Source organism: Streptomyces sp. NPDC021020 (assembly GCF_044333285.1).
Classification (GTDB): domain Bacteria; phylum Actinomycetota; class Actinomycetes; order Streptomycetales; family Streptomycetaceae; genus Actinacidiphila.
Window position 1 is genome coordinate 682,804 of the sequence record NZ_JBIRQQ010000002.1, and the last position, 25,695, is coordinate 708,498.

Genomic DNA, 25,695 nt, shown 5'->3' on the forward strand with positions numbered 1-25,695 from the left:
GGTTGTGGCGGTGCCGGACGACGGGCAGGGCGCGCTGCCGCCTCGCCGGCGGGAGGGCGGTACCTGGAGCCATATTACTTGCACGAGCAGGTATATGTGCACACATGAATATGGTGTCCGTCACGGCGCCGCCCCTTGGTGGAGCGGCCGTCGCGGCCCGTGTCAGGCCGGCACTCCGGTGGGGAGGTTGACGACGACGTAGGGGAGCCCGGAGGGGTAGCCCAGGGTGAGCAGGCGCCAGGTGACGGTAAGTCGGGGGCCGGGGAAGGAAGGTGCCTGCGGGACGGACACGCGGATGGCGAAGCGGACCGAGCCGTGGGCGGGAACGCGCCGGACCGGGCGGTTGTTGAGCAGGTACACCTTGGTGGCGCCGCCCAGTCCCTCCCGGCCGCTCGCCGGTGTGCTCTGGCACAGGACGTCCAGGGAGAAGCCCGGCCGACCCGCCAACGACAGGGCTTTGCCGGTGGGGTTGGACAGCGTCACGGTGAAGTCGAAGGTCTGGCCCGGGTGTACGTGCGCGGGCAGGTCGCCGGCCCGCGCGGTGAGGGCCGTCAGCGGGGAGGTGGCAGGCGGCCGCGGCTGCGCGTCGCCGTTGGCGACGGGCCCGGGCGAGAGGGCGGTTCTGATCTGCGGGTGCGTCTCGTCGTGCACGCAGCCCGGCACGGTCTGGTCCGCCAGCCGTACGGGGAAGCCGCCGACGCCCGGCAGCTTCGCGGCCAGCGTGTTGTGGCCCTGCGACGTCGGGCAGTACGGGGCGTCCCAGTCGAGCCGGAAGTTCGCCTTGCCGCCCGGCGGCAGGCCGACCGGGGGACGGGTCCGCACCCCGATGTGGTCGAGCCGCACCGCCTTGCCGTCCGTGGCCAGCTGCACCGTCGGGATGCCGTGCAGTTGGCACGCGGTGCGCGAGGTGTTGGTCAGCACCACGTAGCCGTACAGGGAGCCGTCCATGACGGGGTCGTTCACCTCGCCGTGGGTGCTCTTGTGGATCCAGTGGTCCAGCGCCGCGTCGACCTGGGACGCCCGGCAGGTCGGTCCGGTCGCCGGCGGCGGCGCCTGGGTGGGGATCTGGAAGTCGGCGTCGACCGCGGGCTCGTCCACCCACGGCACCGTGCCGTCCGGCTCCAGTGTCGCCGCGGCCGAAACCCGCGCGGGCAACGGCGTCGGCGCCTGTGCCCGAGTCTGCGTGGCGGGCCCCGGCTGCGAGCCGCACCCCGCAATTACGAGCGCCAGCACCGCTGCTGCCGCCGCACGTGTCATCACTTGCCGTGTCCTGTGCATGACCCCCCCGAGCGTCCGAGGATCGAAATCCTACGGGTGCCGTACGGAGCGGCGGGCGCGGGCCCGCCGGCAGGAGAAGGGGCGACGTCGGTCAGGCGCTCTCGGCGACGGCGCGGGCGACCGCTCCGGCTCCGTCCTCCTGGGCCAGCCGGCCGGCCGCCGCTGCGGCACGCCGAGCGAGGCCGGGGTCCCGGGTCGCCCGGGTGAGCGCGGCGGCCAGGCGTGCGGGCGTCAGTTCGGTGCAGGGAATCGCGTCCGCGGCGACGCCGAGCTGTACGAGCCGGGCCGCCCACCACGGCTGGTCGGTCATGACGGGGACCGGGACGGCGGGAACTCCCGCCCGCAGGCCCGCCGCGGTGGTGCCGGCGCCGGCGTGGTGGACCACCGCGGCCGTGCGCGGCATCAGCCAGCTGTGCGGGAGGGCGTCGACAGTGATGACGTCGTCGTCGACCACCGAGAGCCCGGCCCAGCCGGACTGGACGATCCCGCGCAGCCGGGCCTGCCGCAGGGCCCGCGCCGCGGACTCGCCGAGCTGCTGGGGATCGCCGGGCATCATGCTGCCGAAGCCGATGAGCACCGGGGGCGGGCCGGCCGCCAGGAAGTCCGTCACCAGCGCGGGCGGTCGCCAGTCCGGACACTCGTGGGGCCACCAGTAGCCGGCCTCGTGCAGACCGGGCCGCCAGTCCGCCGGGTGCGGTACGACCCAGGGGCTGTAGCCGTGCCAGATCGGCCACCGGCCTCGCTCCCGGTCGACCCGCAGCCGGCGGCCGCTGCGGTGGGGGAGTCCGAGGCGGGCGTGCAGCTCCCGGTTGGCGGTGCGGTACGCGGTGTCCAGAAGGGCGTTCGCCGCTCGCGCCCGGGGGATGTTGGCGCGGCTCTCGGAGCGCCAGGCCAGCGTGCAGTGCGAGAACTCGCTCGTGGGCACGTCGGGTTGCAGGAAGACGCCCATGCTCGCAACGCCGTGGTAACGCGCGATGACCGAGCCGAGAGGCGCGGCCATGCTCGACAGCAGGAGCAGGTCGGCCTTCGGGTCCGCTGCGGCGAGGATGCTGTCGACCAGCGAGAGCATGCCCTGCTCGGCGGTTCGGACGAACGAGCCGAGGGACCGGAACGTGCGCAGCGCGTCGAACCCCCGGGCGGTGGCTTGCAGGCGCGTGCGGGCGCTGATGAGGGATGCGAAGGGGTCGGCCTCCAGCGGCCGCACGGTGAGGCCGCAACACGCCATCGCCCCCGCGAACTTGGCGTGGGTGACGAGTTCGACCTCGTGGCCTTCGGCCAGGAGCCGGTGCGCGAGTCCGCTGTACGGGGCGACCGAGCCGGTCGTGCCCACGGTGATGATCTGGATCCGCATCGAGCGGCTCTCCTTCCCGCCGGAACGGAGCGGGCCGTGCGCCCACGGCCGGCAAGGCGGCGGGCCGCGGTGGTCGAGCCGGCCTGCCCGGGACGCAGCCGGGGTCTCCCATACCTGTCCGTACCTCACGGTACTGTGCATTGCCGGCAAATCCGGTCGACACGGCGGCAGTACACCGCCGAGGGGTCGCGCGAAGATCTCGCCGGGGCCCGGGCGCCTCTTTCCGCGTGCGAGGTCACCGCCTTCCCAACCGGCTGCGTACGCACCGCGGTTGCGTCCACACTGTTGCCGACGCGGACCACCGACGGTCCGCACCCCTTGACGGGACGGCAGATGAGAAGACTTCTCGGTGTCATCGTGACGCTGCTGATGACCGTGCCCCTGGCGGTGGCGCTCGGATCGGCGCCCGCCTCCGCGGCGGTCTCGACGATCTGCGCCGGCAGCCCGGTGCCCAGCGGCTGGATCGAGACCAACGACAGCTGGAGTTCGAGCACGTGCGGGCGGCCCTCCACGCTCGTCTACAACGTGTGGCAGATCTCCAGCTACGACGACCAGGCGCCCGGCGCGTCGATGGCGGTGTGTGCCGCCGCCGCCGACCAGGTCAGCACGCCGTCGGGCTGGGTCGTCACCAACGACACCTGGGCGGCGAACAGCTGCGGCCACCCGAGCACGCTCTTCTACAACGTCAGGACCATCTACCAGGTGCGCGCCACGGACACGTCGCTGGCGATCTGCGACTTCAGCCCGATGCCCGCCGGCTTCATCAGGACGAACGACACCTGGTCGGCCACGACGTGCGGGCACCCGAGCACGCTCTTCTACAACTCCTGGACGGCGACGCGCTACGACAACCAGCCGGTGGGCACCGTGCTGAGCGTGTGCTCCGACGCGCCGGTACCCACCGGATGGGCCGTGACCGCCCAGGCGTGGGCCACGAACCGCTGCGGGCACCCGACGACGAACTTCGACAACGTGATGTCGATCAAGCGGCTGAGCTGACCGGCCCGGAGCGGCCCGCCCGGCCGTGGACTCCCCGCTATCTGCCGCCCCGTGCAGCCGTCGTGGTCTCGGCGCCCGGGGCGCGGTCGGAGGACGTGGCCGCGTCCAGGGCGCGCAGGGTGGCGGGGGAGAGGCGCAGGCCGGCGGCCAGGGCGGAGTCGCGGATGGTCGCCGGGCGGCGCGCGCCGGGGATCGGGATCAGGGCGGGGCTGGTCTCCAGCAGCCAGGCCAGCGCGGCCTGCTGGGGACTTGCCCCGTGCGCCTCGCCGGCGGCGGCGAAGGCCGCGGTGAGGTCGTCGGCGGTCCGGCCGACCGTGCCGAGGGGGCGCCAGGCCAGGAAGGCGAGGCCCAGGTCCTCGGCCCGGCGCAGGACGGCGGTGTGCTGGGTGGCGCTCGGTGAGAACTCGTTCTGGACGGCCACCAGCGCGTCGCCCAGCACCTCGTGGGCCAGGTCGAGTTCGGCGACCGTGACGTTGGAGACGCCCACCGTCGCCGCGACGCCCTCGCGTACCAGCCGGTCCAGCGCCGCCAGCGACTCCTCCAGCGGGACCCGCGGGTCGGGGGCGTGCAGGAAGAACAGCTCGATGCGCTCCCGGCGCAACCGGTCCCGGGACTGCGCGGCCGAGCGCAGCAGGTGGTCGGCGCTGCTGTCGGTGAGCCACCGCCCGTCGCCGGGGCGGACCCGGCCGGCCTTGGTCGCCACGGTGATCCGCGCCGCGTCGCCCTGCCAGCTGTCCAGGGCCTCGGCGATGAGGATCTCGTTGTGCCCGACCTCCCCGGCGCCGGTGTGGTAGGCGGAGGCGGAGTCGACGAGGGTGATCCCCGCGTCGAGCGCGGCGTGGATCGTCGCCACCGCCCGCGCCCGGTCCGGGCGGTCCTCGATGGACAGCAGCATGCCGCCGAGGCCGACCGGGAAGACCTTCGACCGCCCGCAGACGCGTTCCGCGCCGACGGGTCGGGGTGATGCGTGGTGCATGTGTCTCCCTGTCTCGTTGAGTGGGACAGCCCTCAGCCCCGTACGACGGGCCGGCCGCGCGAGACGACCGCGGCGATCTCGGCGGCCGGGTCCGCGAGCAGCGCCACGTGGGTGCCGGGGTTGTGCCGGGTCAGCAGGATGTCGGCGCGGGCGCCCTCGGCGATGACGCCGAGGGCGCCCGTGGCGCCGAGCAGCCGCGCCCCCGTGGTGGTCGCGCTGCGCAGCACCGCCCAGTCCGGCTGCACCTGGGCGCGCAGCGCGAACTCCCCGGACTGGTGGTGGTGCATCCCGCCGAGCAGGTCGGTGCCGAAGGCGACGGCGGCGCCGGCCCGGTGCGCGTGGGCGAGCGCGGCGAGCCCGCCGTCGCGCACCGCGGCGACCTTGGCGACGCTCGCCGGCGGCAGCCCCAGCCGCGGGCCCTCCTCCGCCAGCACGGTGTACGTGACCAGCGTCGGGACGTAGAAGGCGCCGTACGCCGCGAGCAGCGCCGCCTCCTCGGGCCCGATGAGGTTGCCGTGCTCGATGGTGCGCACCCCGAGCCGCAGCGCCCTGGCCACCGCCTGCGGGGTGTAGGCGTGCCCGGCGCAGTAGAGGCCGGCGCGCTGCGCCTCCTCGACGGCGGCGCGGACCTCCTCGTCGCTGTACTGCGTGCCGTCGATCCGGTCGGTGGGGCTGGAGATCCCGCCGGACAGCATCAGCTTGACGAACGAGGCGCCCGACCGGGCCAGTTCGCGCACCGCGACCCGCAGCGCCGGGGCGCCGTCGACGACCTGGCCGATGCCGGGGACGGCCGGGTGGTCGTCGGCGTGCCGGCGGCCGCGCGGGCGCAGGTCGCCGTGCCCGCCGGTCTGCGACAGCGCCTTGCCGCACACGTACAGCCGGGGTCCGGCCGCCACCCCCTCGTCGAGGGCGTCGGCCAGACCGGCGTCCGCGCCGCCCGCGTCCCGCACGGTGGTGAAGCCGCGCTCCAGCATGCCGCGCAGCTGCCGCAGCGCGTGCGCCGTGACGTAGCTGGGCGGGTAGCCGGTGTCGGCCCACTCGTCGGCGGTGACCGATGTGGCGTGGACGTGGCAGTCGATCAGGCCGGGCACCGCGTACAGCCCCGTCCCGTCGAGGTCGCCGGCGGCCGGCGGCTCGGACGTGTCGGGTGTGACGGCGGCGATCCGGTCGCCGTCCAGGACGATCCGCCGGTCGGGCAGGACCCGTTCGCCGTCCGGATCCACCACGTCGACGTGCCTGATGTGCATCGGTGCTCGCTGCCCTCTCGCTGTGCGGTGTGTGCCCCGGGCCGTCCGGCGGGGCGCCGGTCGTCCGGTCGGTCGGTGAGGAGCGCGCCTCAGCCGGTGAAGAGGGCGTCGAGGGTGGTGGCGGTGTCGGCGTTGCCGACCATGAAGCCGTAGTCGCCGGGCGTGGTGCGGGTGTAGCTCTCGCGGGTGAGCACCAGGATGCTGGAGTCGTACGGCGCCAGGAGCTGCTCGACCACCTCGAAGGTGTAGGGGTCGACGACCTCGCCGATCACCGTGCCGCCCTTGACGACCTCGCCGAGCCGGTCCGGGCCGAAGTGGGAGATCACGGCGCCCCCCTTGGTGGGCCGCAGCGTGACCAGCTCGGTCAGCACCGTCTGGGGTGCGGCGAGGGCCTCGGGCTCGCCGTCGAGCATGCCGATGGCCTTGAGCATGTTGCGGCCCCGCCGCACCGCCTTGTCCAGGAAGGCGTCGGTCAGCTGGCCGCCGCCGCCGAGTTCGCAGACGGTGGAGCGGATGCCGTTCTTGATGGCCCACGCGTTGGAGGTGCCCTCGTACGGGGCGTGGTGGTAGAGCAGCGGGGAGCCGAAGCCGGTGGCCATGTCCACGCCGTCGTCCATGACGTACGCGTACTCGACGGTGGAGTACAGGCCCGCGGAGTGGAAGTCGATGAAGTAGTCGCCCTCCAGCATGATCTCCGCGAGGACGGCGGCCAGTTGCTCGGTGACCGAGCCGTTGCGGTCGCCGGGGAAAATCCGGTTGAGGTTGAGGCCGTCCTGCGGGGTGAAGCGGCACATGGCGTCGTAGGCGTACGGGTTGGCGACCGGGACGGCGACGACGGTGCCGGACAGCTCCGCGGGGTCGACGGAGGAGACCAGCCGGCGCACCTCCTCCGGGCCCATCGCCTCGTCGCCGTGGACACCGCCGAAGGCGACGAGGGTCGGGCCGGGGCGGGCCCCGGTCACGCGGTGGACGGTCAGTTCGACGTCGTGCCCGTTGCCCATCCGGGTGACCGGGACGGCCGTGACGGTGTGGCCCGGCGCTGCGGTGGCGGTGGCGGGGGTGGGGGCGCTGTCGGTCATGTGCGGTGTCTCCTCGTGCTGTCGTTCACGGGTGCGGTGTGCCGCGGCCGGGGTCGCCGGCCGGGCGTCACTGCTGGGCGCCGATGGCGGCCGCCTCCTGGCGCAGGGCCTCGACGGCTCCGTCGGCGAGTTCTCGGGTGAAGCGGGCCGCGGGCCCGCTGATGGACAGGCCCGCGACGGCCACGCCGTCCGGGCCGACGATGGCGGCGGCGCGGCAGCGCAGGCCCACGGCGTAGGTCTCCTCGTCCACCGCGTAGCCGCGGCGCAGCGCCTCGGCCAGTTCGGGCTGCATCGCGTCGAGCACCGCTTCGGGGTTCTCGACACCGGCGCCGCCGAGCAGCGCGAGCTGCCGGGAGCGGGGCAGCCGGGACATGATCGCCTTGCCGAGCGCGGACGACTCCGGCCGGATGAACTCGCCGATCCGGTTGACCGCGCGCAGCGGCTGCTCGGACTCGGTGCGGGCGATGATGTACATGCTGTTGCCGACGATGCGGCCGGCCGTCGTGGACTCCTCCGTCACGCCGGTGAGCAGCCGGGTGGCCTGCTGCAGGCGGTCGTTGCTGTACAGGTGCTCGCTCACCGCGGTGGCCATGGCGACCATCCGCCGGCCGGGTACGAAGCGGTGGGCGGCCGTCTCGTCCAGGAAGCCCCAGACGACGAGTTGGGTGGCCAGCCGGGAGACCGTGGACAGGGGCGCGTCGGCCGCCGCCGCGAGTTCGCTCAGCGTCAGGGGCGCGTTGTCCGCGGTGACGGACACTTCCAGCAGGTTGAGGATGCGCCCCATGTAGCTGGGTGACTTCGTGTTCTCGGAAGGGGCCGCGGTGCGGGTCCCGTTTCCCTGTGCCATCGGTGTGTGTCTCCTGTCGTCCCGTCGGCGGCGCCGTCCGCGCCGTCCGCTTCCCCGCCGTCCTACCGGTTGGCGGGCCGCCCGTGTGCGGGTTTGCGTCGGCCGGTCACGGCCGTGCGCTCCCGGCGGAGGGCGCCGCGTCGGCCGGCGGGGCGATGCCCATGGCCGCGGCGACCAGTCCGACCGGCGGCGAGCCGAAGGCCATGAGCTCGCGGTGGAAGCGGGACAGGCTGAACCGCTGCCCCCAGGCGGCCTCGGCCTGGGCGCGCAGCCGCCGCACGAGGACCTTGCCCCAGGTGTAGCGGATGTAGCTGGGCTCCCAGACGCCGCGCAGCGCCTCGGCCCGTGCGGCGGGGCCGGCCAGGAAGGCCCGGCGCTCGAAGAGTTCGACGGCCTCGCCGACGGCGAGCGCCCCGGTGTGGACGCCGAGGGCGGCCTGGACGCGGACGGTCCGCATCATGGCCTCCTGCGCCATGCCGAACTGGTACAGCGCGGTGGTGTCCTGGTAGCCCTCCTCCCACATCATCTCCTCGGCGTAGTGCGCCCAGCCCTCGAAGAACAGCTCGGACCACAGGGTCTTGCGCACCGGGGAGTCGACGCGGCCCATCATCAGGGCGTGGCTGCAGTGGCCCGGCCCCACCTCGTGGACCGCCATCACGGCCATCGCCGCCCGGTTGAAACGGGAGAGCCAGGCGCGGTGGTCCTCGGCCGGCCAGCCGGGCGCGGGCGCGGTCACGTGGAAGAGGGAGTGCCCCTCGGTCTCCCAGGGGGCGCACCAGCTCACCCGGCCCGCGCCCCAGCTGCGGGCCGGCGGCGAGGGCTCGATGACGCACGCGTCGTCCACCACCGGGATCAGGTCGCGGTCGCGCACGAAGCGGGCGGCGGTGGCCACCTGGGCCTGCGTGTCGGCGAGGATCTGCCGGAAGTCGCCGTGGTCGGCCCGCACCCGCGCGCTCACCCGCCGGGTCCGCTCGGCGGCGCTGAGGCCGGGCGTACGGTCGAGGCGGTCGGCCGCGTCGTCGAGGACGTCGCGCATCCGGTCGTACTCCGCTTCGGCCATGGCGGCGAGTTCGTCCAGGTCGACGGGCACCCGGTCCTCGCAGCCGAGCAGCGCGACGAGGTCCTCGGCCCCGAGGCCGGGGGCCGGGTCGCCCTCGTGGGCGGCGGTCTCCAGGTGCGCGGCCAGCCGCTCCAGGGCGGCCAGCGCGCGGGCGCCGTCCTCGCCGTCCTGCGGGCGGATCTCGGCGGCCATACCGCGGGCCGCGGGCAGGAACATCCCGGCGACGGGCGCCGACAGCTCGTCCAGCGCCTCGATCGCGTTGGCCACGGCCTCCGGCCACAGCCGCAGATGGGCGCTCCTGGCCCGCTCGCGGTCGGCGGCGGCGGCGTACGGGCGGTCGTACGGGGACAGGTCCAGGGCCTCGATGTGCACCCAGGGGTCCCAGCGGTGCTGGCGGATCCGGCCGAAACGGGTCCGCATCGCGTTCTCGGTGGCCGCGAGCTGGGCCTCGTCGTGCGCATCGGCCAGCGGCGCGCCGCCCAGCGCGGCCAGGGCGGTCCGCACGCCGGCGGGCGACAGGTCCACGACGGTGCCGTCGTACTCGTCGTGCAGCCCGGAGTATTCGCGCATGTAGGCGGCGTCCATGTCGCAGACGTGGCGCAGCCGCGGGAACAGGTCGGCCATCAGATGCCCTCCCTCGGGGTGGTTGCGGACGGGGCGGGGTGCAGCGCGGTCACAGCGCCGCCCGGCGGCGGCGCTGGACGAGCCGCAGGGCCAGCGCCCCGAGGCCGACCACCACGACCGACAGGGCGGTCATCAAGGTGGCGAGGGCGGCCGGGGTCGGGTCCTGGTAGTTGTTCAGGTAGCTGTACATCCACACCGGCAGGGTCTGCTGGTCGGTGCTGAGCAGGAAGATCGACAGGTCCAGCTCGTTGAAGCTGACCAGGAAGGCGAAGACACCGCCGATGAGCATCGCGGGGGCGATCTGCGGCAGGGTGGAGCGCAGGAACGCCGTGAAGGGGCGGGCGCCGAGGTCGATCGCGGCGTAGTCGAGCGTGCGGTCGGCCCGGACCAGCGCCGCCGACAGCAGCACGATGACGAACGGGACGGTGGCCGCGGTGTGCGCGAGGATCACGGCCCAGCGGCCGCTGCTCAGCCCGAGCCGGGCCAGCAGCATGAACACCGCGAAGCCGAAGGCGATCTTGGGGACGACGGCGGGCGAGAACAGCGCCGACTGCACGGCCCCGCTGCCGCGGAAGCGGTAGCGCACCAGCGCGACGGCGCCGGCCGATCCGAGCAGCACGGCGAGGACGCCCACCACGACACCGATCCACAGGCTGCTGACGAAGGCGTGCGCCACGCCGTCCTGGTGGAAGAGGTTGGTGTACCAGCGGGTGGAGAAGCCGGGCGGCGGCCACTGCCCGTACGAGACCGAGGACAGCGAGCTGATCACGACGATCGCGGCCGGCAGCAGCTGGAAGGCGTACAGCGCGACCAGCCACACCCCCAGGCCGCGGATGCCGCGCGGCGGCGACGGGCTGACGGTGACGCCGCCCTGGTCGGCCTCGGCGAAGCGGCGCTGGATGACGACGAACAGGCCGGTGGACAGCAGGGCCAGCACGAGCAGCAGCAGCGCGCACACCGAGGCGGCCGGGAAGTCCGTGGTGCCGACCAGCGCGTAGATGGTGGTGGACAGCATCGCGACCCGCCCGCCGCCCAGCAGGCTCGGGGCGGTGAAGCTGGAGATGGTCAGCGCGAAGGTCAGCTGGCACCCGGCGATCAGCCCCGGCGCGCTCAGCGGCAGGGTGATGGTGCGGAAGGTGCGCCAGCGCGACGCGCCGAAGTCGTCGGCCGCCTCGGCCAGGGTGCCGTCGATCTGCCGGAAGGTGCTGCTGATCGGCAGCACCATCAGCGGCAGCAGCGTGTGCACCAGCGCGATGACGACGGCGGTGCGCTCGTAGAGCAGGTGCACCGGGCCGATGCCGACCAGGCCGAGGGCCGAGTTGAGGAAGCCCTCCTGGCCCAGCAGCAGCTGCCAGGCGTAGACGCTGGCGATACCGGAGAAGACCAGCGAGGAGAAGACCATCGCGAAGCCGGCGTTGCGCCACACCGTGCGCTTGACGTGGTGCAGCGCCAGGGCGGTCAGATAGCCGACGACCGCGGTGACCGCGGTGACCAGCAGGCCGATCAGGATGGTCTGCCAGATCACCGACCAGTAGTAGGAACTGCCCAGCACCTTGGTCCACGTCGCCAGGCTGCTGCTGGTGTCGACGGCGCCGTCCTTGTACTGCTGCAGGGAGTATTCGACGAGCGACTCCATCGCGAACGCGAACACCGCCACGAGCAGGACCAAGCTGGGGGCGAGCAGCAGCAGCGCGGTGCGCCGCCGCCTGAGGCGGTCCGCGATGCGGGAGATCGGTGCGGGGAGGGGGCCGGCCGGCGCGGGCGCTGTGCGCTCCGCCGCGGACCGGAGGTTGACCGCCATCGTGCGGCTCCTTCCTGTGGTGGGCGGGTCCTCAGATCCTGGAGACGACGTCCTGCGTCCAGCGTTCGGTCCAGGCGGTCATCTTGGTGCCGACGGTGTCCCAGTCCACGTCCACGAACTTCTGGTCGGCGCCGGCCGCGATGGCGGGGATGGACGAGAGCTTCGCGCTCAACTTGGTGGTGCTGACCGCGGGGATCTCGATCGCGGTGTCCACCCAGCGCTGGTTCCACTTGGGCTGGAGCATCTCGTTGACGATGTCGTAGCAGACCTCCACCTGGTCGTCGGTGGAGCCCGAGTTGATGTTGACGCCGATCGGGTCGAAGAAGGCGCCCTCGGCGGGGCGGCGGTAGCCGAGCGGCGCTCCCTGGCCGCGCCACACCGTCGAGGTGCCGAGGTAGTGCGAGGTCAGCGGCGCCTCGCTGGTGGCGAGCACGTTGAGGAACTGCGGGTTGGCCGTGACGACCGTGCGGATGTTCTTGGCGTGCTCGACCCACAGGTCGAAGCCGGGGTCCATGGCGTTCCAGTCGCCGCCGTGCAGCTTGGCCGCCATGCCGATCACCCACCACGGGACGGTGAAGAAGCAGAGCTTGCCCTTCTGCGCGGGCGCCCACAGGTCCGTCCAGGAGCCCAGGCCGTCGGGGTAGGTCCTGGAGTTGTAGACCAGGCCCATCTGGTCGGCGCCGAAGACCACGCCGCAGTGGTCGCGTTCGACGAACTGCGGGTGCAGGTGGTCGGTGTTGGGCATCCGGCTGTAGTCCAGCTTGAGGTACATCCCGGTGGCCTTGCCCGTGCCGGTGGCGCCGCCGTTGCAGAACACCAGGTTGTTCAGCGGCTGGTGGGGGTTGGCCTGGAAGGCCGCGGTCTGCTTGGTGAGGATCAGCGTGTCGTCGATCTTGATCTGGACGTTGGGGTGCCGCTCCTGGTAGTCCTTCGCGAACTCCCGTGGCATCAGGCCGAGATCGGCGCCCGCGAAGGGGGTCATGGTGATGACCAGCTTGTTGCCGGAGCGCGAGTTCGCCGAGCCCGGCGGCTGCCGGGTGGCGCAGCCGGCCGTGAGGAGCCCGGCCGCGGCGGCGGCGCCGCCTGCCAGCAGCGAGCGCCGGGAGACCGGCGCGGCGAGGGCGCGTGAGCCGGAGGTGTGGTCTGCCATCGTCGTCTTCCCCTAGCTCTTCGCGCCGAGCATGACGGCCGCCTCGGCCTGCCAGCCGATCTCCACCTCGTCGCCGGCGGCGATCCCCGCCGCCTCGGCGGCCGGGAGCTGCACCACCAGTTCCGGGCCCGCGTCGGCCACCGCCACCTGGAAGCGGACGCTCGGGCCCTGGAAGGTCAGGTCGGTGACACGGGCGGCGAAGCGGTTGTCGAGGCCCGCCGCCAGCTTGGGCCGCATGGCGATGGCCTCGGGCCGCACCGACAGGGCCGTACCGGGCCCGGGGGTGCGGCAGCTGAAGGCACCCGACCGCAGCACGCGCTCGTCGACGGAGCCGCGGATGATGTTGGTGTCGCCCAGGAAGGTCGCGACGAATTCGGTGGCCGGGCGGTTGTACAGCTCGTCCGGCCGGCCGACCTGCTCCAGTCGGCCCTGGTTCATCAGGGCGATCCGGTCGGAGATGGTGAACGCCTCGGTCTGGTCGTGGGTGACGAAGACGAACGTGGTCCCGGAGTCCTGCTGGATCTTCTTCAGGGCCCGCTGCATCTGCACCCGCAGCCGCAGGTCGAGCGCGCCCAGCGGCTCGTCGAGCAGCAGGACGGCGGGCTTGTTGGCCAGCGCACGGGCGATCGCGACCCGCTGCTGCTGGCCGCCGGACAACTGCGCCGGCTTGCGGTCCGCGTAACCGGACAGCTCCACCAGATCGAGCATGTCGCTGACGACGGCGCGTATCTCGGTGCGGGACATGCGGCGGATCTTCGGACCGAAGGCGATGTTTTCGGCCACCGTGAGGTGCGGGAAGAGCGCCAGCTTCTGGAAGATCAGGTTGGTCGGCCGCCGGTTCGGCGGCACGTCGGTCACATCCTTGCCCGCGATGGCGACCGTACCGGTGGTGGGCTGCTCCAGACCGGCGAGGATCCGCAGCGTCGTGGACTTGCCGCACCCCGACGGGCCGAGCAGCGAAAAGAACTCGCCCCGCCTGATCCCGAGATTCATGCTGGTCACAGCGGTTTCGCCATGGGGATAGGTCTTGCTGACATCGGTCAGCTGCGCGTCGAGAACCGACGGGTCGTCCGGGTTCACAGCCTCACCTGAGCTTCCACTCATTGGAACTTGGCTTCCACTGAAGTGATCAGGACGCTAATCAGGGACAACCTTGCTGTCAACACCCCGTGCACGTTCCGGCCTTCGGAGCCCGCTCGGCGCAGTGGCCGGGAGCAGGCGGGAGTGGCCGGCGGCCTGGCCGGATCTGATCGCTGAGGGGCTGTGGGTGCTGTCATCATCGAGCCCTCGAAGCGGTGGACCCGAGCGGGCACCGCACGGCAGCGCCGCGGAAAGAAGAGCAGATGAGCCTGCGTTTCCAGGAACTCGACTGGGACACGACGCCGATGGGCGACATCAGCCTGCGCCGGCGGCGCGACCCCGCCTCGGGTGAGGACGTCCACGAGATCAAGCTCGGCGACGAATTCCTCATGTCCAGCCTCTTCACCGCCGGCGAGATCGCTCTCACCCGGCTCGCCCTGGCCGCGCTGCCCGCCGGGCCGGTGGACGTCGCCGTCGGCGGCCTCGGGCTGGGATACACCGCCGCCGCGGCACTCGACGATCCGCGTGTCGCGTCGCTCGTCGTCGTCGACGCGATCGCCAAGGTCATCGAGTGGCACCACCGGCACCTCGTGCCGCTGGGCGCGCGGCTCACCGGGGACGACCGCTGCCGCCTGGTCCACGGCGACTTCTTCGCCCTGGCCGCAGGCACCGACGGTTTCGACCCGGCGGTGCCCGGACGCCGATTCGACGCCGTCCTGCTGGACATCGACCACTCACCCCGGCACGTTCTCCATCCGTGCCACGCCGCGCTCTACCGGCCGGACGGGCTGAGGGCCCTGGCCGGGCACCTCCACCCGGGCGGTGTCTTCGCGCTCTGGTCCAACGACCCGCCCAGCGACGACTTCACCTCCCTGCTCGGCACCGCTTTCGCCCGCGCCGAGGCCCACACCGTGGCGTTCGCCAACCCCCTCCAGGACCGCACCGCCACCAACACCGTCTACATCGCCGTCAAGGCCGCCGGGGACCGGTAGCCTCGCGCGCACCGGAGCCCTCCGGCCGCTCGCCGGAAGGCCGCAGGGGGCGGTGGCGGTTGCTGGAGGTACCGATGGGCGAGGTCCGGATGCTGACGTGGAGCGTCGAGGAGACCGGAGGGGTCGAGACGTCCTGGGTCGAGTGGGAGGCTGGGGCGCTGCGGGCGAGGGGGCGGGCGGTCGGGGTGCGGCCGGAGCCGTACTGGGTGGAGTACGCGCTGGAGACCGACGAGCGCTACGCCACGCGGCGGCTGCGCGTGAGCGCCGAGGACCGCGCGGGCGCGCGGCGGCTGGACCTGCGGCAGGAGGGCGGCAGTTGGACGGCGGACGGGCGTGCGCTGCCGGAGCTGGCGGGCGCCCTCGACTGCGACCTGGGCATGTCCCCGCTGACGAACACCATGCCGGTGCTGCGGCACGGGCTGCACCACGGTGGCGCCCATGACTTCCTGATGGCGTTCGTCTCGGTGCCCGACCTCACCGTCCGGGCCGTACGGCAGAGCTACACCCACCTCGGCCCGGCCGGCGGCGGGGGGCGGGTGCGGTACGCCTCCGGGGACTACCGCAGCGACCTGGAGTTCGACCGGGACGGGCTGGTGGTGGTGTACCCGGGAATGGCCCGCCGGGTGCCGTGACGGTGCTTTACCGGTGCCGGGAGCGGAAGGTCCTGGCCTTCGTCCGGTTGCCGCACTCGGCCATCTGGCACCACGTGCCCGACCGGTTCTTCGAGTGGTCGTAGAAGGCCCAGCGGCAGTCCTCGGCCGGGCAGACCTTCAGCCGCTGCCAGCTGCCGTCGGCCGCGCAGCGGCCCACGACGGCCAGCAGCCCGCCCAGCGCCGCGCCGACCGGGGTGCCGCCCCGCACGGCGATGTCCTGGGAGCCGTCCGGACCGAAGCACAGCCGGACCTCGGCGTCGGCCGCGAGGTCGTCCAGGACGCGCGCCGCCGCGGGCTCCATCGGCTGCCCGGAGTGGGTGGCCGCCAGCGCCCGCAGCGCCTCGCGGACCTCGACGGCCCGGCGCCGCGCCCCGTCCCCGACCGGTTCGCCCGCCGCGATCAGGTCGCGCTCCCGCAGCCAGTCGCGCAGCCCGTCGGCGCTCTCCAGCGCGTCGGTGGCCAGCTCCAGGTCCCAGGTGTTGATGAACTCCCGCACCGTCTCCAGCGCGCCCGGCGCGTCCTGGCGCTTCACCGTGTGTCCGCCTTCCGTTGACTAACCGTCAAAACGTTTAGTAGGTTACGTGTTGTCGGAGTGCGGCACAACCGGATCGAGGGACCGGCCGGCGACCGGCCCGGGAGGAGGCCTCGTGCACCACCGGCGACGCGGCCCCGCGCAGCGCACCGGGAGGACGTCCTCCACCGCCTCGCGCCGCCGCGGCGTCGTCGCGGCCGTCACCGCCACCGCGCTCTGGGGTATCGGGGGCACCGTCGCCGGGGGGCTGTTCGACCGCGGCGCCGCCCCCCTGGAGGTCGTCGCCGTCCGCACCTGGGTGGCACTCGCCGGACTGCTGCTGGTCGCCGCGGTCCGCCGCCCCCGGCTGCGCGCCGGGACCCGCGGGCTGCGGCCGGTGGCCGGGTTCGGCCTGGCCGTGGCGGCTTCCAACGCCGCGCTGTTCCTGGCGATCGACAAGCTGCCGGTGGCGGTCGCCTTGGTGCTCCAGAACCTCGCGCCCGCCTTCGTCCTGGGCTGGCTGATGCTCTCCACCCGTACGGCGCCGCGCCCGGCCACCCTGGCCGGACTGCTGGCGGCGCTGGCCGGAGTGGCCCTGGTGGTGCGGCTGCCGACGGCGGGGCTGTCCGGCGGGAGCGCCCCGGGCATCGTGCTGGGACTGCTCGCCGCCGCGGGCGTGGCGGCGTTCTCCGTGCTCGGCGGCCGGGCGGCGCACCTGCACGGGGCGCTCGCCGCGAACACCGGGGCCTTCGTGGTGAGCGGCGCGGTCTGGGCGCTGTGGCAGCTCCCGCACGGTGCACCGGCGCTGTTCCAGCAGCCCCGGCTGCTGGCCGGGAGCATCGGCATCGGCGTACTGGGCACCTTTGCGCCCTTCCTGCTCTACAGCTGGGCGTCGGCGCGGCTCGGGCCGCAGGCCACCGCGGTCATCATCTCGCTGGAGCCGCTCTTCGGGGCTCTTGCGGCATGGGCGTGGCTGGGGCAGACGATCGATCCGGTCCAGATCACCGGCGGTGTCGTCCTGCTGGCCGCCGTCGTCCACCTGCAGTCGTCCGGTCCGGTACGCGGCGGCGCACCGGCGCGGGCCGCCGGTGCCCCCACCCCGAACTCCCCGGCTGCCCCCCGGCCGCAGTACGGCGACCCCTCCGGCGCCGATCCCCTGGCCGCTCTTCGCAGCGACGCGGCGGGACCCTCGGCATGAGTCCCCGCTCACTCGGCCCGCCGGACGTCCGGGCCGACGGCGTGCCGATCCGGCTCGGCGGACCCCGGCAGCAGGCAGCCTGCCCGCGGGGCGACGGGGCACCGGGCTGAAACAGGGGTGCGGACCAGGTGTCCCGCTGCCAGGATGACGGCCATGACCGCAGCGCGAGCCACCGCACTCTTCGACCAAGTGGCCTCGGTTTACGACGAGGTACTGCCGTTCTTCACCGGATTCGGCCGACAGCACCTGGAGTGGCTCGCCCCGGTGCCCGGCACCCGTGTCCTCGACGTGGGTGCCGGGCGCGGCGCCCTGACCGCGGCCGCCCTCGACCGCGGCTGCGAGGTGACGGTGATCGACTGCGCCCCCGGCATGCTGGAGCGGATCTCGGCCCAGCACCCGCGGATCCGCGAGGCGCGGCTGATGGACGCTCACCGGCTGGACTTCCCCGACGGCTCCTTCGACCTGGTCTGCGCGGGATTCGTCGTCCACCTGCTCGACGACCCGGCGGCGGCGGCCCAGGAGATCCGCCGGGTCCTCACTCCCGGCGGGGCCTTCTCCTTCTCCGTCCCCGGCGCGGTCGAGGACGCGCCGGAGTGGGAGTTCTACGGTGCCCTCTTCCGCGAATTCCAACCCCTGATACCCGTCGGCCGAGGACGGCTCAGCCGGCCCCTGGACGCGGAGCGGCTCCTCGCGGAAGCGGGGTTCACCGGCGTCACCGAGACCGCCGTCGAGCAGCGCCTTCCCGTCCCCGACGCCGACACGTTCTGGGACTGGGGCCTCTCACACGGCTCCCGCGCCTTCTTCGACGCCCTCCCGGCGGACGCCCGCAGCGAATTCGAAGCCCGGGTACGAGCGGAGCTGTCCACGATGAACCCGATCGTCTTCGCCGCGGGCGCCCACCTCTGGCGCGGCACCTCCCCCGCCTGACCTCGGACGGCCGGCCCGGCCCGTCCGCAGACGCGGCTGCTCAGTCCGCGGCGACGACCGTCGTCCAGTCGAGACCGCCGTGCGCGCCGACCGCGGGTGCGAAACCGCCGCCGGGGAGGCCCGCGAAGAACTTCAGGCCGCCGTGTCCGGTGGTGGCGTAGAGGTCCGGGACACCGTCGCCGTCGGCGTCGCCCGTGCTGAGCACGCGCGGGTAGCGGGAGGCGGTGAAGCCCGTGCCGACCACCGTCCGGTCGGCGGGCGCGGCGAGCGTCCCGTCGGCGCCTGCCGCGGCGAGGGTGAGCGTGCCGGACACGTCGTCGCGGATGAGGATGTCGGGTATGCCGTCGCCGGTCATGTCACCCGGGGTGATCACCGTGCTGTGGTCGAGGCCGGTGGCCAGGACGGTGGAGCTCATTCCGCTGAGGCGGCCCGCCCAGTGCAGCAGTTGGCCGTTCTCGACGGTGAGGATGTCCTGGTAGCGGGTGACGGCGCCGGTGCTGCCCGTGGTGCCGTGCAGGATCTGCTGGGCGGCGGTCCAGCTCGTGCCGTCGGCGCGGTTCCACGGTCCCGAGGTGGACCCGAGCTTGCCGAAGTCCCCGAGGCCGTCGTTCGCGACGCCCGTGACGTAGCCGGTGCCGCTGATCCGGAGCAGGTCCTGGTAGCCGTCGGCGGTCAGGTCGCCGTCGCGCAGCAGTACGCCGTCGTCCCATCCGGTGCCGGTGTCCGCGTAGGTCACCGCCTTCTTGAACGTGCCGTCGCCCTTGCCGTAGAGCACGTACAGCCTGCCGTCGGTGGCGGTGGCGAGCAGGTCGGGCTTCCCGTCACCGTTGAGGTCTCCGGCCCTGTCCGGCCCGGCGGCGGAGGACACGTCGAAGGAGTACACCGTGTCCGCGACGCTCCCGTCCCGGTCGACGGTCCGCACCTGGAGGTAGTTGCTCCCCCACTGCGTGGGGGTCAGCCTCACCCTCGCGGTGCCGTCGGGGCCGACCGGCACCGACGCGTTGCCGCTGGGCGTCAGTTGCCGGTCGAGCGCGTACTCGAAGCGGACCGCGTCCTCGGAGCCCGGTCCCGACACCCGGAAGGTGAACGCCCCGGTGGTGCGGGCCGGGGGCGCCGGAGTGTCGGATCCGCTCGGCGGGAAGACCCTGGACACGACGACCGGCGCGACGGGGCCCGTGCCGGGCTCGCCCGGCGCCGGTGCGGGCCCGTCGGCCGCGTGCGCCGCCGTCGGCGTCGCCGCGACGGCGGCGCCGAGGAGCAGCACGGTCGCCGCGCCCGCGGCCGACCGCCTGAATCCGTGCATGACCGACTGCGTCGTTGTCATTTGTTCCCCCCAGCCGACCGGCGCGGTGAGTGGCACCCGCCGGTGTCCGATCGGTGATCGTCGGTGACGCCACCGCCGACGAATGTACGCCGGGGGTCCGACAACGGCGGTTCCGGCGGGCGCTTGCGGGCAGGACGCCCCGCCAGCCCGGTGGCGGCCGGGCCCTGGGGGGTCAGGACGTGATCGAGCCGCGGAAGTGGTAGCGGTCGCCGCGGTAGGCGGCCAGGGTGAGTTCGAGGGGGCGGCCGTCCTGGTTGTAGGCGAGTTGGTAGGCGACGAGGACGGGGGTGGCGTCGGTGATCTCCAGGAGTTCGCGTTCGGTGGCGTCCGGCTGCCGGGCCTCCACGGAGTAGTCCGCGACCTGGGGGTTCTGCGCCGGGTGGGCGCCGCGCAGGGTGGCGAAGAGTGACGCCTCGGTGAAGTCGGTCTCCGCGAGGACGGGGCACAGCGCGAGCGGGAGCCGGTTGTGCTCCAGGACGACCACCTGGCCGTCGAGGAAGCGCAGCCGCCGCATCTCGAAGAGGGCCGCGCCGGGCCCGACGCGCAGCGTCTCCGCCTCCGACACGGTCGCCGGCCGGACCGCGGAGTGCAGCACCCGGGCGCGGGTGGCGAGCCCGTGCTTGGCCGCGTAGTCCGCGAAGCCCTCGACGCTGTGCGTGCCGCCGCGCGTACCCCGGGCGTCCGGGGCCGCGGCCTGCTCCTGCTCGGGGAGGGCCGTGGTCTGCGCCACGAACCAGCCGCGGGCCGCGGCCGATTCGAGCATGCCCCGGGCGGCCAGGTCGGTGAGCGCCGCGCGCATGGTCACGCGGGAGACCTCGTACCGCGCGGCCAGGGCCCGTTCGGAGGGCAGGCGGTCCCCGGCGTGGGCGCCGCCGGCCGAGACGTCGGCCCACAGGCGTGCCGCCACCTGGGCGTAGAGCGGCAGCGCGTCGTCGGTCAGCAGGCTCTGCGGGAGGCGCGCAGGCCTCGTTTCCGGAGTAGGCATACCAGAAGCATACCAGTAGGGGACTATTGACGGCCACCGAAAAGACCAGTTACGGTTCCAGCGAGCTCGGCGCCAATGAGGCATATGGGCTCGAACCGTACGAAAGCAAGGTGTTTGGTCATGCAGAGCGCGCTGGACGAGGTGGTCCGCGAGCAGAAGGCCGGGGCGCCGCGGGGCGTCACCTCGGTGTGTTCCGCCCACCCGCTGGTCATCGGGGCGGCCGTGCGACAGGCCGTCGAGACCGGTGGCGACCTGCTGGTGGAGGCGACCTCCAATCAGGTCGACCAGTACGGCGGCTACACCGGCATGCGGCCCGCGGACTTCCGCGACCTCGTGCACCGGATCGCGGCCGCATCTGGTCTGCCGCTGGACCGGGTGGTTCTCGGCGGCGACCATCTCGGCCCGAACCGGTGGCGGTCCCTGCCGCCCGACGAGGCGATGGAGCAGGCCACCGGACTCGTCACCGCCTACGCCGAGGCGGGCTTCACCAAGATCCACCTGGACTGCAGCTTCTCCTGCGCCGGCGATCCCGTGCCGCTGACCGACGACATCGTCGCCGACCGCGCCGCCCGGCTGATCCGGGCGGTCGAGGACGCGGTGGGCCCGGCGCGGGCGGAGCGGACACGGTACGTGATCGGCACCGAGGTCCCCACGCCCGGGGGCGCGCACGAGACGCTCGGCGCCCTGCGCCCGACCGGGGCCGACGCGGCCCGCGCGACCCTGGAGCAGCACCGCAAGGCGTTCGCCGAGCACGGGATCGAGGGTGTCTGGCCGCGCGTGATGGCCCTGGTGGTCCAGCCGGCCGTGGAGTTCGACCACCTGCGGGTCGTCGACTACCGGCGGGAGCTGACCGGGGACCTGCGCAGGGTGCTGGACGGCGAGCCCGCCATGGTCTACGAGGCGCACTCGACCGACTACCAGACCCCCGAGGCGCTCACCGCGCTGGTCCAGGACCACTGGGCGGTCCTCAAGGTGGGCCCGGGGCTGACCTTCGCCCTGCGTGAGGCGCTGTTCGCGCTGGCCGCGATCGAGGACGAGCTGGTGCCGGCCGCCGAGCGGTCGCGGCTGCCCGAGGTCGTCGAGCGCCGGATGCTCGCCGAGCCCGCCCAGTGGGAGGGCTACTACCCGGGCAGCGCCGACGACCAGCGCCTGGCCCGCCGCTACAGCTACAGCGACCGGCTGCGCTACTACTGGCCCGACCCCGAGATCGAAGCGGCGCAGGAGCGGCTGCTGCGCAACCTCTCGGCCGTGGACATCCCGCTGCCGCTGCTCAGCGCCCACCTCCCGCTCCAGTACGCCCGCGTCCGCCGCGGCGAGCTGGCCGCCCGGCCGCGCGACCTGGCCATGGACCACGTCCGCGACGTCCTGCGCGACTACGACCGAGCCACCCGCCCGAACCCCAAGGAGCACGTGTGACCACGCCCACCGGCACGCTTCCCGTCGACGACGGCGCTGCCCACACCGTCCGCGAGATCACCCAGCAGCCCGCGCTGTGGCGGGAGGTCGACCGGACCGTCGCCGCCTGCCGGGAGTCGCTGGACGCCTTCCTGCGCCCGCTCACCGCGCGCGGTGACCTGCGCGTGGTGCTCACCGGCGCCGGCACCTCCGCGTTCGCCGGCCAGGTGCTCCAGCCGGCGCTGGCCCGGCGGCTGGGGCGGCGCGTCGACGCGGTCGCCACCACCGACCTGGTGTCCGACCCGCGCGGCTGCCTCGCCGAGGACGTGCCCACGCTGCTCGTCTCCTTCGCGAGGTCCGGTGACAGCCCGGAGTCCGCGGCCGCCACCGCCCTCGCCGACCAGGTGCTGTCCGAGGTGCACCACCTCGTGATCACCTGCAACGAGCAGGGCCGGCTGGCACGTGACCACGCCGGGCGGTCGTCGTCGTACGTCCTGCTGATGCCGCCCGCGTCCAACGACCGCGGCTTCGCCATGACGTCGAGCTTCACGTGCATGACGCTGGCGGCGCTGCTCGCCCTCGGCGGCGAGGCGTACGCCGGGGTCGCCGACTGCCTGGCGGCGGCGGTCGAGTCGATCACCGCGAAGGACGCCGCCGACCGCACGGTGGGCTCCCTCGTCGCCCGCGACCCCGAGCGCATCGTCTTCCTGGGCAGCGGACCGCTGAAGGGCCTCGCCGAGGAGTCGGCGCTGAAGGCGGTCGAACTCACCGGCGGGACGCTCGTCACTGTCGCGGATTCGTCGATGGGCTTCCGGCACGGCCCCAAGGCGGTGCTCAACGACCGTACGGTGGCAGTGGTGTACCTGTCGAACGACCCGTACACCCGCCGGTACGACCTGGACATCGCCGCGGAGCTGCGCGGGAATCTCCCCCCGCACAGCGTCGTCACCGTCTCGGCGGACCTCGGCGACGGCACGGAGAGCGACGGCACGCAGGGCAGCGGCGGCGACACCTGGCCGCTCCCCGGCCTCGGCGGCGTCGAGGACGCCGCCCTGGCGCTGTCCGCCGTGGTGTACGCCCAGCTCATCGCCCTGCGCGCCTCCCAGGCCCGGGGCCTGCGGCCCGACAACCCGTTCCCCGCGGGTGAGGTGAACCGCGTCGTGGAGGGAGTGGTCCTGCACTCCCTGCAGGACTGACCGGACAGATCAAACGGCGCAGATCGAGTGCGCCGGACGGAGGTACAACGATGTTCCTAGGCGTCGACGGCGGGGGTACGAAGACCGCGTTCTGCCTGGTCGACCGGTCCGGACACGTGGTGGCACGGGCCCAGGCGGCAAGTTCGTACTACTTCTCGCAGGGCATCGACCTCGTCGGGCGGGTGCTCAAGGAAGGTGTGGACGCGATCTGCGCCACAGCCGGGCTCGCACCGGCCGAGATCGAATACGCCTTCTTCGGGCTGCCCGGCTACGGCGAGGCGGCGGGCGACCTGCCCGTGCTGGACGCCGCGCCGCGGGAAGTGCTCGGGCACGACCGCTACGCCTGCGACAACGACATGGTCTGCGGCTGGGCGGGATCGCTGGGCGCGGTCGACGGCATCAACGTCATCAGCGGTACGGGCTCGATGACGTACGGCGAGCGGCAGGGCAAGGGCGTCCGCGTCGGTGGCTGGGGCGAGATCTTCGGCGACGAGGGCTCGGGCTACTGGATCGCGGTCCGCGGCCTCAACGCCTTCTCCCGGATGAGCGACGGGCGGCTGCCGGAGGGCCCCCTCGCCGGGGTGTTCCGGCGCCATCTGGAGCTCGCCTCCGACCTCGACGTGATCGACGTCGTGCACAACCGGTGGCAGGGGGACCGCGGCCGGATCGCCGCGCTCAGCCGCCGGGTGGCCGAGGCCGCCGACCTCGGCGACGACAGCGCCGCCGCGATCCTCCGCGAGGCCGGCCGCGAACTGGCCCGGCTCGTCGACGTCACCCGTGAGCGGCTGGGGTTCGGCCCGGACGAGAAGGTCCCGGTCTCCTACTCCGGCGGCACGTTCGGCGCCGGCCAGCTCCTGGAGGCCTTCACCGCCGGGTTGGAGAATCGTTTCTCCAGCTACGAGCTGCGCCGCCCTCTCCACGAGCCGGTCGTGGGCGCCGCCCTGTACGCGGCGAAACTCGCCGGCACCCCACTGACTCGGACCGCACTCGACGCGCTGCGCGAGACCCCCGGTTCCCCCGCCTCCGGAGAGGACGACCGATGAAGAACGGCAAGAACAGCTGGATCCTGTACGCGTCGCTGCTGGTCCTGTTCTGGGGCGTGTGGGGTGCCTTCTCCAGCGAGCCGAACAGCCGGTACGGCTACCCCAACGAGATGATCTACGTCATCTGGGCGTTCACCATGCTCATCCCCGCGTACTTCGCGATGCGCGGCAACAGGTTCGACCGGCGGCCGATCGCCGCGGTGTACGGGCTGATCGCGGGGCTGACCGGCGCCGGAGGACAGCTGCTGCTGTTCCGGGCGCTCGCCGACGGCCCGGCGTACCTGATCTTTCCGCTGGTGTCGCTCTCCCCGGTGATCACCGTCCTCATGGCGATGGCGCTGCTGCGGGAGCGGATCAACCGGCTCGCGATCGTGGGCGTGGTCCTGGCACTGGTGGCGATCGTCCTGCTCAGCATCCCCGGTGGCGGCGGCGACAGCCACGCGCACGGCCCGTGGCTGCTGATGGCGATCGGGATCTGCGTCGCCTGGGGCGTGCAGGCGTTCTGCATGCGCAAGGCGGCACTCGTCGGGGTGAACGACGCGACGACCTTCGGCTGGATGACGATCAGCGGTCTGCTGCTCGTTCCGGTGGCGCTCGCGATGGCCGGCGGCTTCCCGACGGACTACCCGTGGCAGGCGCCGACGCTCACCGCCGTCACCCAGGTCCTCAACGCGATCGGCGCGCTGTTCCTGGTCATGGCCTTCAGCCGGGGCAAGGCCTCGGTGGTGGCCCCGGTCACCAACGCGCTGGCGCCCGTGCTGACCATCATCCTGTCCCTGGCCGTCTACCAGACGCTGCCCAACATCTGGGGCGCCATCGGCATCGTGCTCGCCCTCGGCGGCTCGACCCTGATGGTCTACAGCGACGAGAAGGGCGGCGCCGACCCCGTGGCGCCGGGCGCCCTGGACGACGACACCCCGGCCGGCGCGGTCCCCGCCGCGCACAAGCTCTGACCACCACCCCCGCGGCGGCCGGTACGGAGAGGGCACCTGTCCGTACCGGCCGCGCCACGCCGTACACCTCCATCAGCCGTCGAAGCGAAACGAAAGCGAGGGGATTGCCCCATGTCCCTGGTTCCGACGCGTGACCTCGTCTCGGAGGCCGCCGCCGCCGGCCGGGCCGTCGCGGCGTTCAACGTGATCACGCTGGAGCACGCCGAGGCGATCGCCGCCGGCGCGTCGGCGGCGGGCGCCGCGGTGATCCTGCAGATCAGCGAGAACGCCGTGCGGTTCCACGGCGGGCGGGTCTCGCCGATCGCGCGGGCCGCGGCCGAGGTCGCCCGGTCGTGCGACGTCGACATCGCCCTGCACCTGGACCACGTCACGGACATGGAGCTGCTGCGCACCGCGGCCGACGCGGGCTTCTCCTCGGCGATGTTCGACGCCGGCGCGCTGCCGTACGCCGAGAACGTCGCCGCCACCCGCGCCGCGGCGCAGTGGGCCCACGGCGCCGGGGTGTGGCTGGAGGCCGAGCTGGGCTACGTAGGCGGCAAGCCCGACGCCCCCGCGAGCGCCCACGCGGCCGGCGTGCGCACCGACCCGCGGGAGGCGGCGGACTACGTCGCGGAGACCGGCGTGGACGCGCTGGCCGTCGCCGTCGGCAGCAGCCACGCGATGACCGAGCGTTCGGCCGCGCTGGACCACGAGCTGATCGGACGGCTCCGCCGGGCCGTCCCCGTACCGCTGGTCCTGCACGGTTCCTCGGGCGTCGGCGACGGCGAACTGCGCCGCGCCGTCCGGGCCGGCATCGCGAAGGTCAACATCGGGACCGCCCTCAACATCGCCTTCACCCGCGCGGTCCGCGAGACCCTGGCGGCGCGGCCGGACCTGACCGACCCCCGCCCCTACGTCACCAGCGGCCGCGACGCCATGGCCGAGACCGTGCGGGCGCTGCTCGGGGTGGTGAACGGCTGAGCGTCGGCCGTCGCCGACCACTTCCCGGTCCGCGGCGCGGGGACCTCGCGCGCCCTGCCTGCGGCG

23 protein-coding genes are annotated in these 25,695 nt (G+C 73.5%); 10 read left to right on the forward strand and 13 right to left on the reverse strand.

Translation table 11 applies throughout. The features are described 5' to 3' along the window. Positions 1 to 162: 162 nt before the first annotated feature. Positions 163 to 1,098 carry a DUF4232 domain-containing protein gene (locus ACH4SL_RS07310; RefSeq protein WP_398442437.1) on the reverse strand — a complete coding sequence of 312 codons (936 nt, stop codon included), beginning with the start codon at positions 1,096 to 1,098 and terminating at the stop codon, positions 163 to 165. A gap of 271 nt (positions 1,099 to 1,369) precedes the next feature. Next, entirely contained in the window at positions 1,370 to 2,629 is a 1,260-nt protein-coding gene (locus ACH4SL_RS07315; RefSeq protein WP_398442438.1) for a glycosyltransferase, read from the reverse strand. A gap of 333 nt (positions 2,630 to 2,962) precedes the next feature. On the opposite strand from ACH4SL_RS07315, the gene ACH4SL_RS07320 reads away from it, so the two are divergent. Continuing rightward, entirely contained in the window at positions 2,963 to 3,628 is a 666-nt protein-coding gene (locus tag ACH4SL_RS07320; RefSeq protein ID WP_398442439.1) for a hypothetical protein, read from the forward strand. Positions 3,629 to 3,665: 37 nt separating this feature from the next. Here ACH4SL_RS07320 and ACH4SL_RS07325 read toward each other — a convergent pair whose 3' ends face one another. The 8 genes from ACH4SL_RS07325 to ACH4SL_RS07360 form a co-directional block, all read right to left on the reverse strand. Beyond that, on the reverse strand, positions 3,666 to 4,604 hold the full coding sequence (locus ACH4SL_RS07325) for an aldo/keto reductase (RefSeq protein ID WP_398442440.1): 939 nt from the start codon (positions 4,602 to 4,604) through the stop codon (positions 3,666 to 3,668). A 32-nt stretch (positions 4,605 to 4,636) separates the two neighbouring features. Beyond that, positions 4,637 to 5,851: an amidohydrolase family protein gene (locus ACH4SL_RS07330; RefSeq protein WP_398442441.1), complete on the reverse strand. Its 1,215-nt coding sequence runs from the start codon at positions 5,849 to 5,851 to the stop codon at positions 4,637 to 4,639. A gap of 89 nt (positions 5,852 to 5,940) precedes the next feature. Beyond that, positions 5,941 to 6,930 carry a succinylglutamate desuccinylase/aspartoacylase family protein gene (locus ACH4SL_RS07335; protein ID WP_398442442.1) on the reverse strand — a complete coding sequence of 330 codons (990 nt, stop codon included), beginning with the start codon at positions 6,928 to 6,930 and terminating at the stop codon, positions 5,941 to 5,943. A gap of 67 nt (positions 6,931 to 6,997) precedes the next feature. Beyond that, a complete protein-coding gene (locus tag ACH4SL_RS07340) occupies positions 6,998 to 7,777 on the reverse strand; it encodes an IclR family transcriptional regulator (protein ID WP_398442443.1) in 780 nt (259 codons plus the stop codon). Between the two features lie 106 nt (positions 7,778 to 7,883). Further along, positions 7,884 to 9,461 (reverse strand): DUF885 family protein, encoded by a 1,578-nt coding sequence (locus tag ACH4SL_RS07345; protein WP_398442444.1) that lies wholly within the window; start codon positions 9,459 to 9,461, stop codon positions 7,884 to 7,886. A gap of 49 nt (positions 9,462 to 9,510) precedes the next feature. Further along, positions 9,511 to 11,262, reverse strand: a complete 1,752-nt coding sequence (locus ACH4SL_RS07350; protein ID WP_398442445.1) for an ABC transporter permease — start codon at positions 11,260 to 11,262, stop codon at positions 9,511 to 9,513. Positions 11,263 to 11,293: 31 nt separating this feature from the next. Next, positions 11,294 to 12,412: a PotD/PotF family extracellular solute-binding protein gene (locus tag ACH4SL_RS07355; protein WP_398442446.1), complete on the reverse strand. Its 1,119-nt coding sequence runs from the start codon at positions 12,410 to 12,412 to the stop codon at positions 11,294 to 11,296. A gap of 12 nt (positions 12,413 to 12,424) precedes the next feature. Beyond that, positions 12,425 to 13,492 carry an ABC transporter ATP-binding protein gene (locus tag ACH4SL_RS07360; protein ID WP_398442447.1) on the reverse strand — a complete coding sequence of 356 codons (1,068 nt, stop codon included), beginning with the start codon at positions 13,490 to 13,492 and terminating at the stop codon, positions 12,425 to 12,427. 263 nt (positions 13,493 to 13,755) lie between these two features. Here ACH4SL_RS07360 and ACH4SL_RS07365 point away from each other — a divergent pair, with 263 nt between their 5' ends. Beyond that, a complete protein-coding gene (locus tag ACH4SL_RS07365; protein WP_398442448.1) occupies positions 13,756 to 14,484 on the forward strand; it encodes a spermidine synthase in 729 nt (242 codons plus the stop codon). Between the two features lie 74 nt (positions 14,485 to 14,558). Next, the gene (locus tag ACH4SL_RS07370; protein ID WP_398442449.1) at positions 14,559 to 15,116 is read left to right on the forward strand and encodes a putative glycolipid-binding domain-containing protein; all 558 of its coding nucleotides are present in this window, start codon (positions 14,559 to 14,561) and stop codon (positions 15,114 to 15,116) included. A gap of 7 nt (positions 15,117 to 15,123) precedes the next feature. Here ACH4SL_RS07370 and ACH4SL_RS07375 read toward each other — a convergent pair whose 3' ends face one another. Next, on the reverse strand, positions 15,124 to 15,669 hold the full coding sequence (locus ACH4SL_RS07375) for a CGNR zinc finger domain-containing protein (protein ID WP_398442450.1): 546 nt from the start codon (positions 15,667 to 15,669) through the stop codon (positions 15,124 to 15,126). A 115-nt stretch (positions 15,670 to 15,784) separates the two neighbouring features. Here ACH4SL_RS07375 and ACH4SL_RS07380 point away from each other — a divergent pair, with 115 nt between their 5' ends. Continuing rightward, positions 15,785 to 16,846: an EamA family transporter gene (locus ACH4SL_RS07380; protein ID WP_398442451.1), complete on the forward strand. Its 1,062-nt coding sequence runs from the start codon at positions 15,785 to 15,787 to the stop codon at positions 16,844 to 16,846. A gap of 153 nt (positions 16,847 to 16,999) precedes the next feature. Further along, the gene (locus tag ACH4SL_RS07385) at positions 17,000 to 17,773 is read left to right on the forward strand and encodes a class I SAM-dependent methyltransferase (RefSeq protein WP_398442452.1); all 774 of its coding nucleotides are present in this window, start codon (positions 17,000 to 17,002) and stop codon (positions 17,771 to 17,773) included. Between the two features lie 40 nt (positions 17,774 to 17,813). On the opposite strand, the gene ACH4SL_RS07390 is transcribed toward ACH4SL_RS07385, so the two are convergent. Together ACH4SL_RS07390 and ACH4SL_RS07395 are read right to left on the reverse strand one after the other, a co-directional pair. Then, complete coding sequence (locus tag ACH4SL_RS07390) at positions 17,814 to 19,076, reverse strand: FG-GAP repeat domain-containing protein (protein WP_398442453.1); 1,263 nt, start codon at positions 19,074 to 19,076, stop codon at positions 17,814 to 17,816. Between the two features lie 193 nt (positions 19,077 to 19,269). Beyond that, positions 19,270 to 20,082: a GntR family transcriptional regulator gene (locus ACH4SL_RS07395; RefSeq protein WP_398442454.1), complete on the reverse strand. Its 813-nt coding sequence runs from the start codon at positions 20,080 to 20,082 to the stop codon at positions 19,270 to 19,272. 120 nt (positions 20,083 to 20,202) lie between these two features. Here ACH4SL_RS07395 and ACH4SL_RS07400 point away from each other — a divergent pair, with 120 nt between their 5' ends. From ACH4SL_RS07400 to ACH4SL_RS07420, 5 genes are all read left to right on the forward strand, one after another. Continuing rightward, a complete protein-coding gene (locus ACH4SL_RS07400) occupies positions 20,203 to 21,498 on the forward strand; it encodes a D-tagatose-bisphosphate aldolase, class II, non-catalytic subunit (protein ID WP_398442455.1) in 1,296 nt (431 codons plus the stop codon). Beyond that, a complete protein-coding gene (locus tag ACH4SL_RS07405; protein ID WP_398442456.1) occupies positions 21,495 to 22,673 on the forward strand; it encodes an SIS domain-containing protein in 1,179 nt (392 codons plus the stop codon). The genes ACH4SL_RS07400 and ACH4SL_RS07405 overlap by 4 nt, the downstream gene beginning before the upstream one ends. A gap of 50 nt (positions 22,674 to 22,723) precedes the next feature. Then, positions 22,724 to 23,716: a BadF/BadG/BcrA/BcrD ATPase family protein gene (locus ACH4SL_RS07410; protein WP_398442457.1), complete on the forward strand. Its 993-nt coding sequence runs from the start codon at positions 22,724 to 22,726 to the stop codon at positions 23,714 to 23,716. Continuing rightward, entirely contained in the window at positions 23,713 to 24,669 is a 957-nt protein-coding gene (locus tag ACH4SL_RS07415) for a DMT family transporter (protein WP_398442458.1), read from the forward strand. Before ACH4SL_RS07410 ends, ACH4SL_RS07415 begins: the two co-directional genes overlap by 4 nt. A 111-nt stretch (positions 24,670 to 24,780) precedes the next feature. Beyond that, positions 24,781 to 25,629: a ketose-bisphosphate aldolase gene (locus ACH4SL_RS07420; RefSeq protein WP_398442459.1), complete on the forward strand. Its 849-nt coding sequence runs from the start codon at positions 24,781 to 24,783 to the stop codon at positions 25,627 to 25,629. Positions 25,630 to 25,695: the final 66 nt, after the last annotated feature.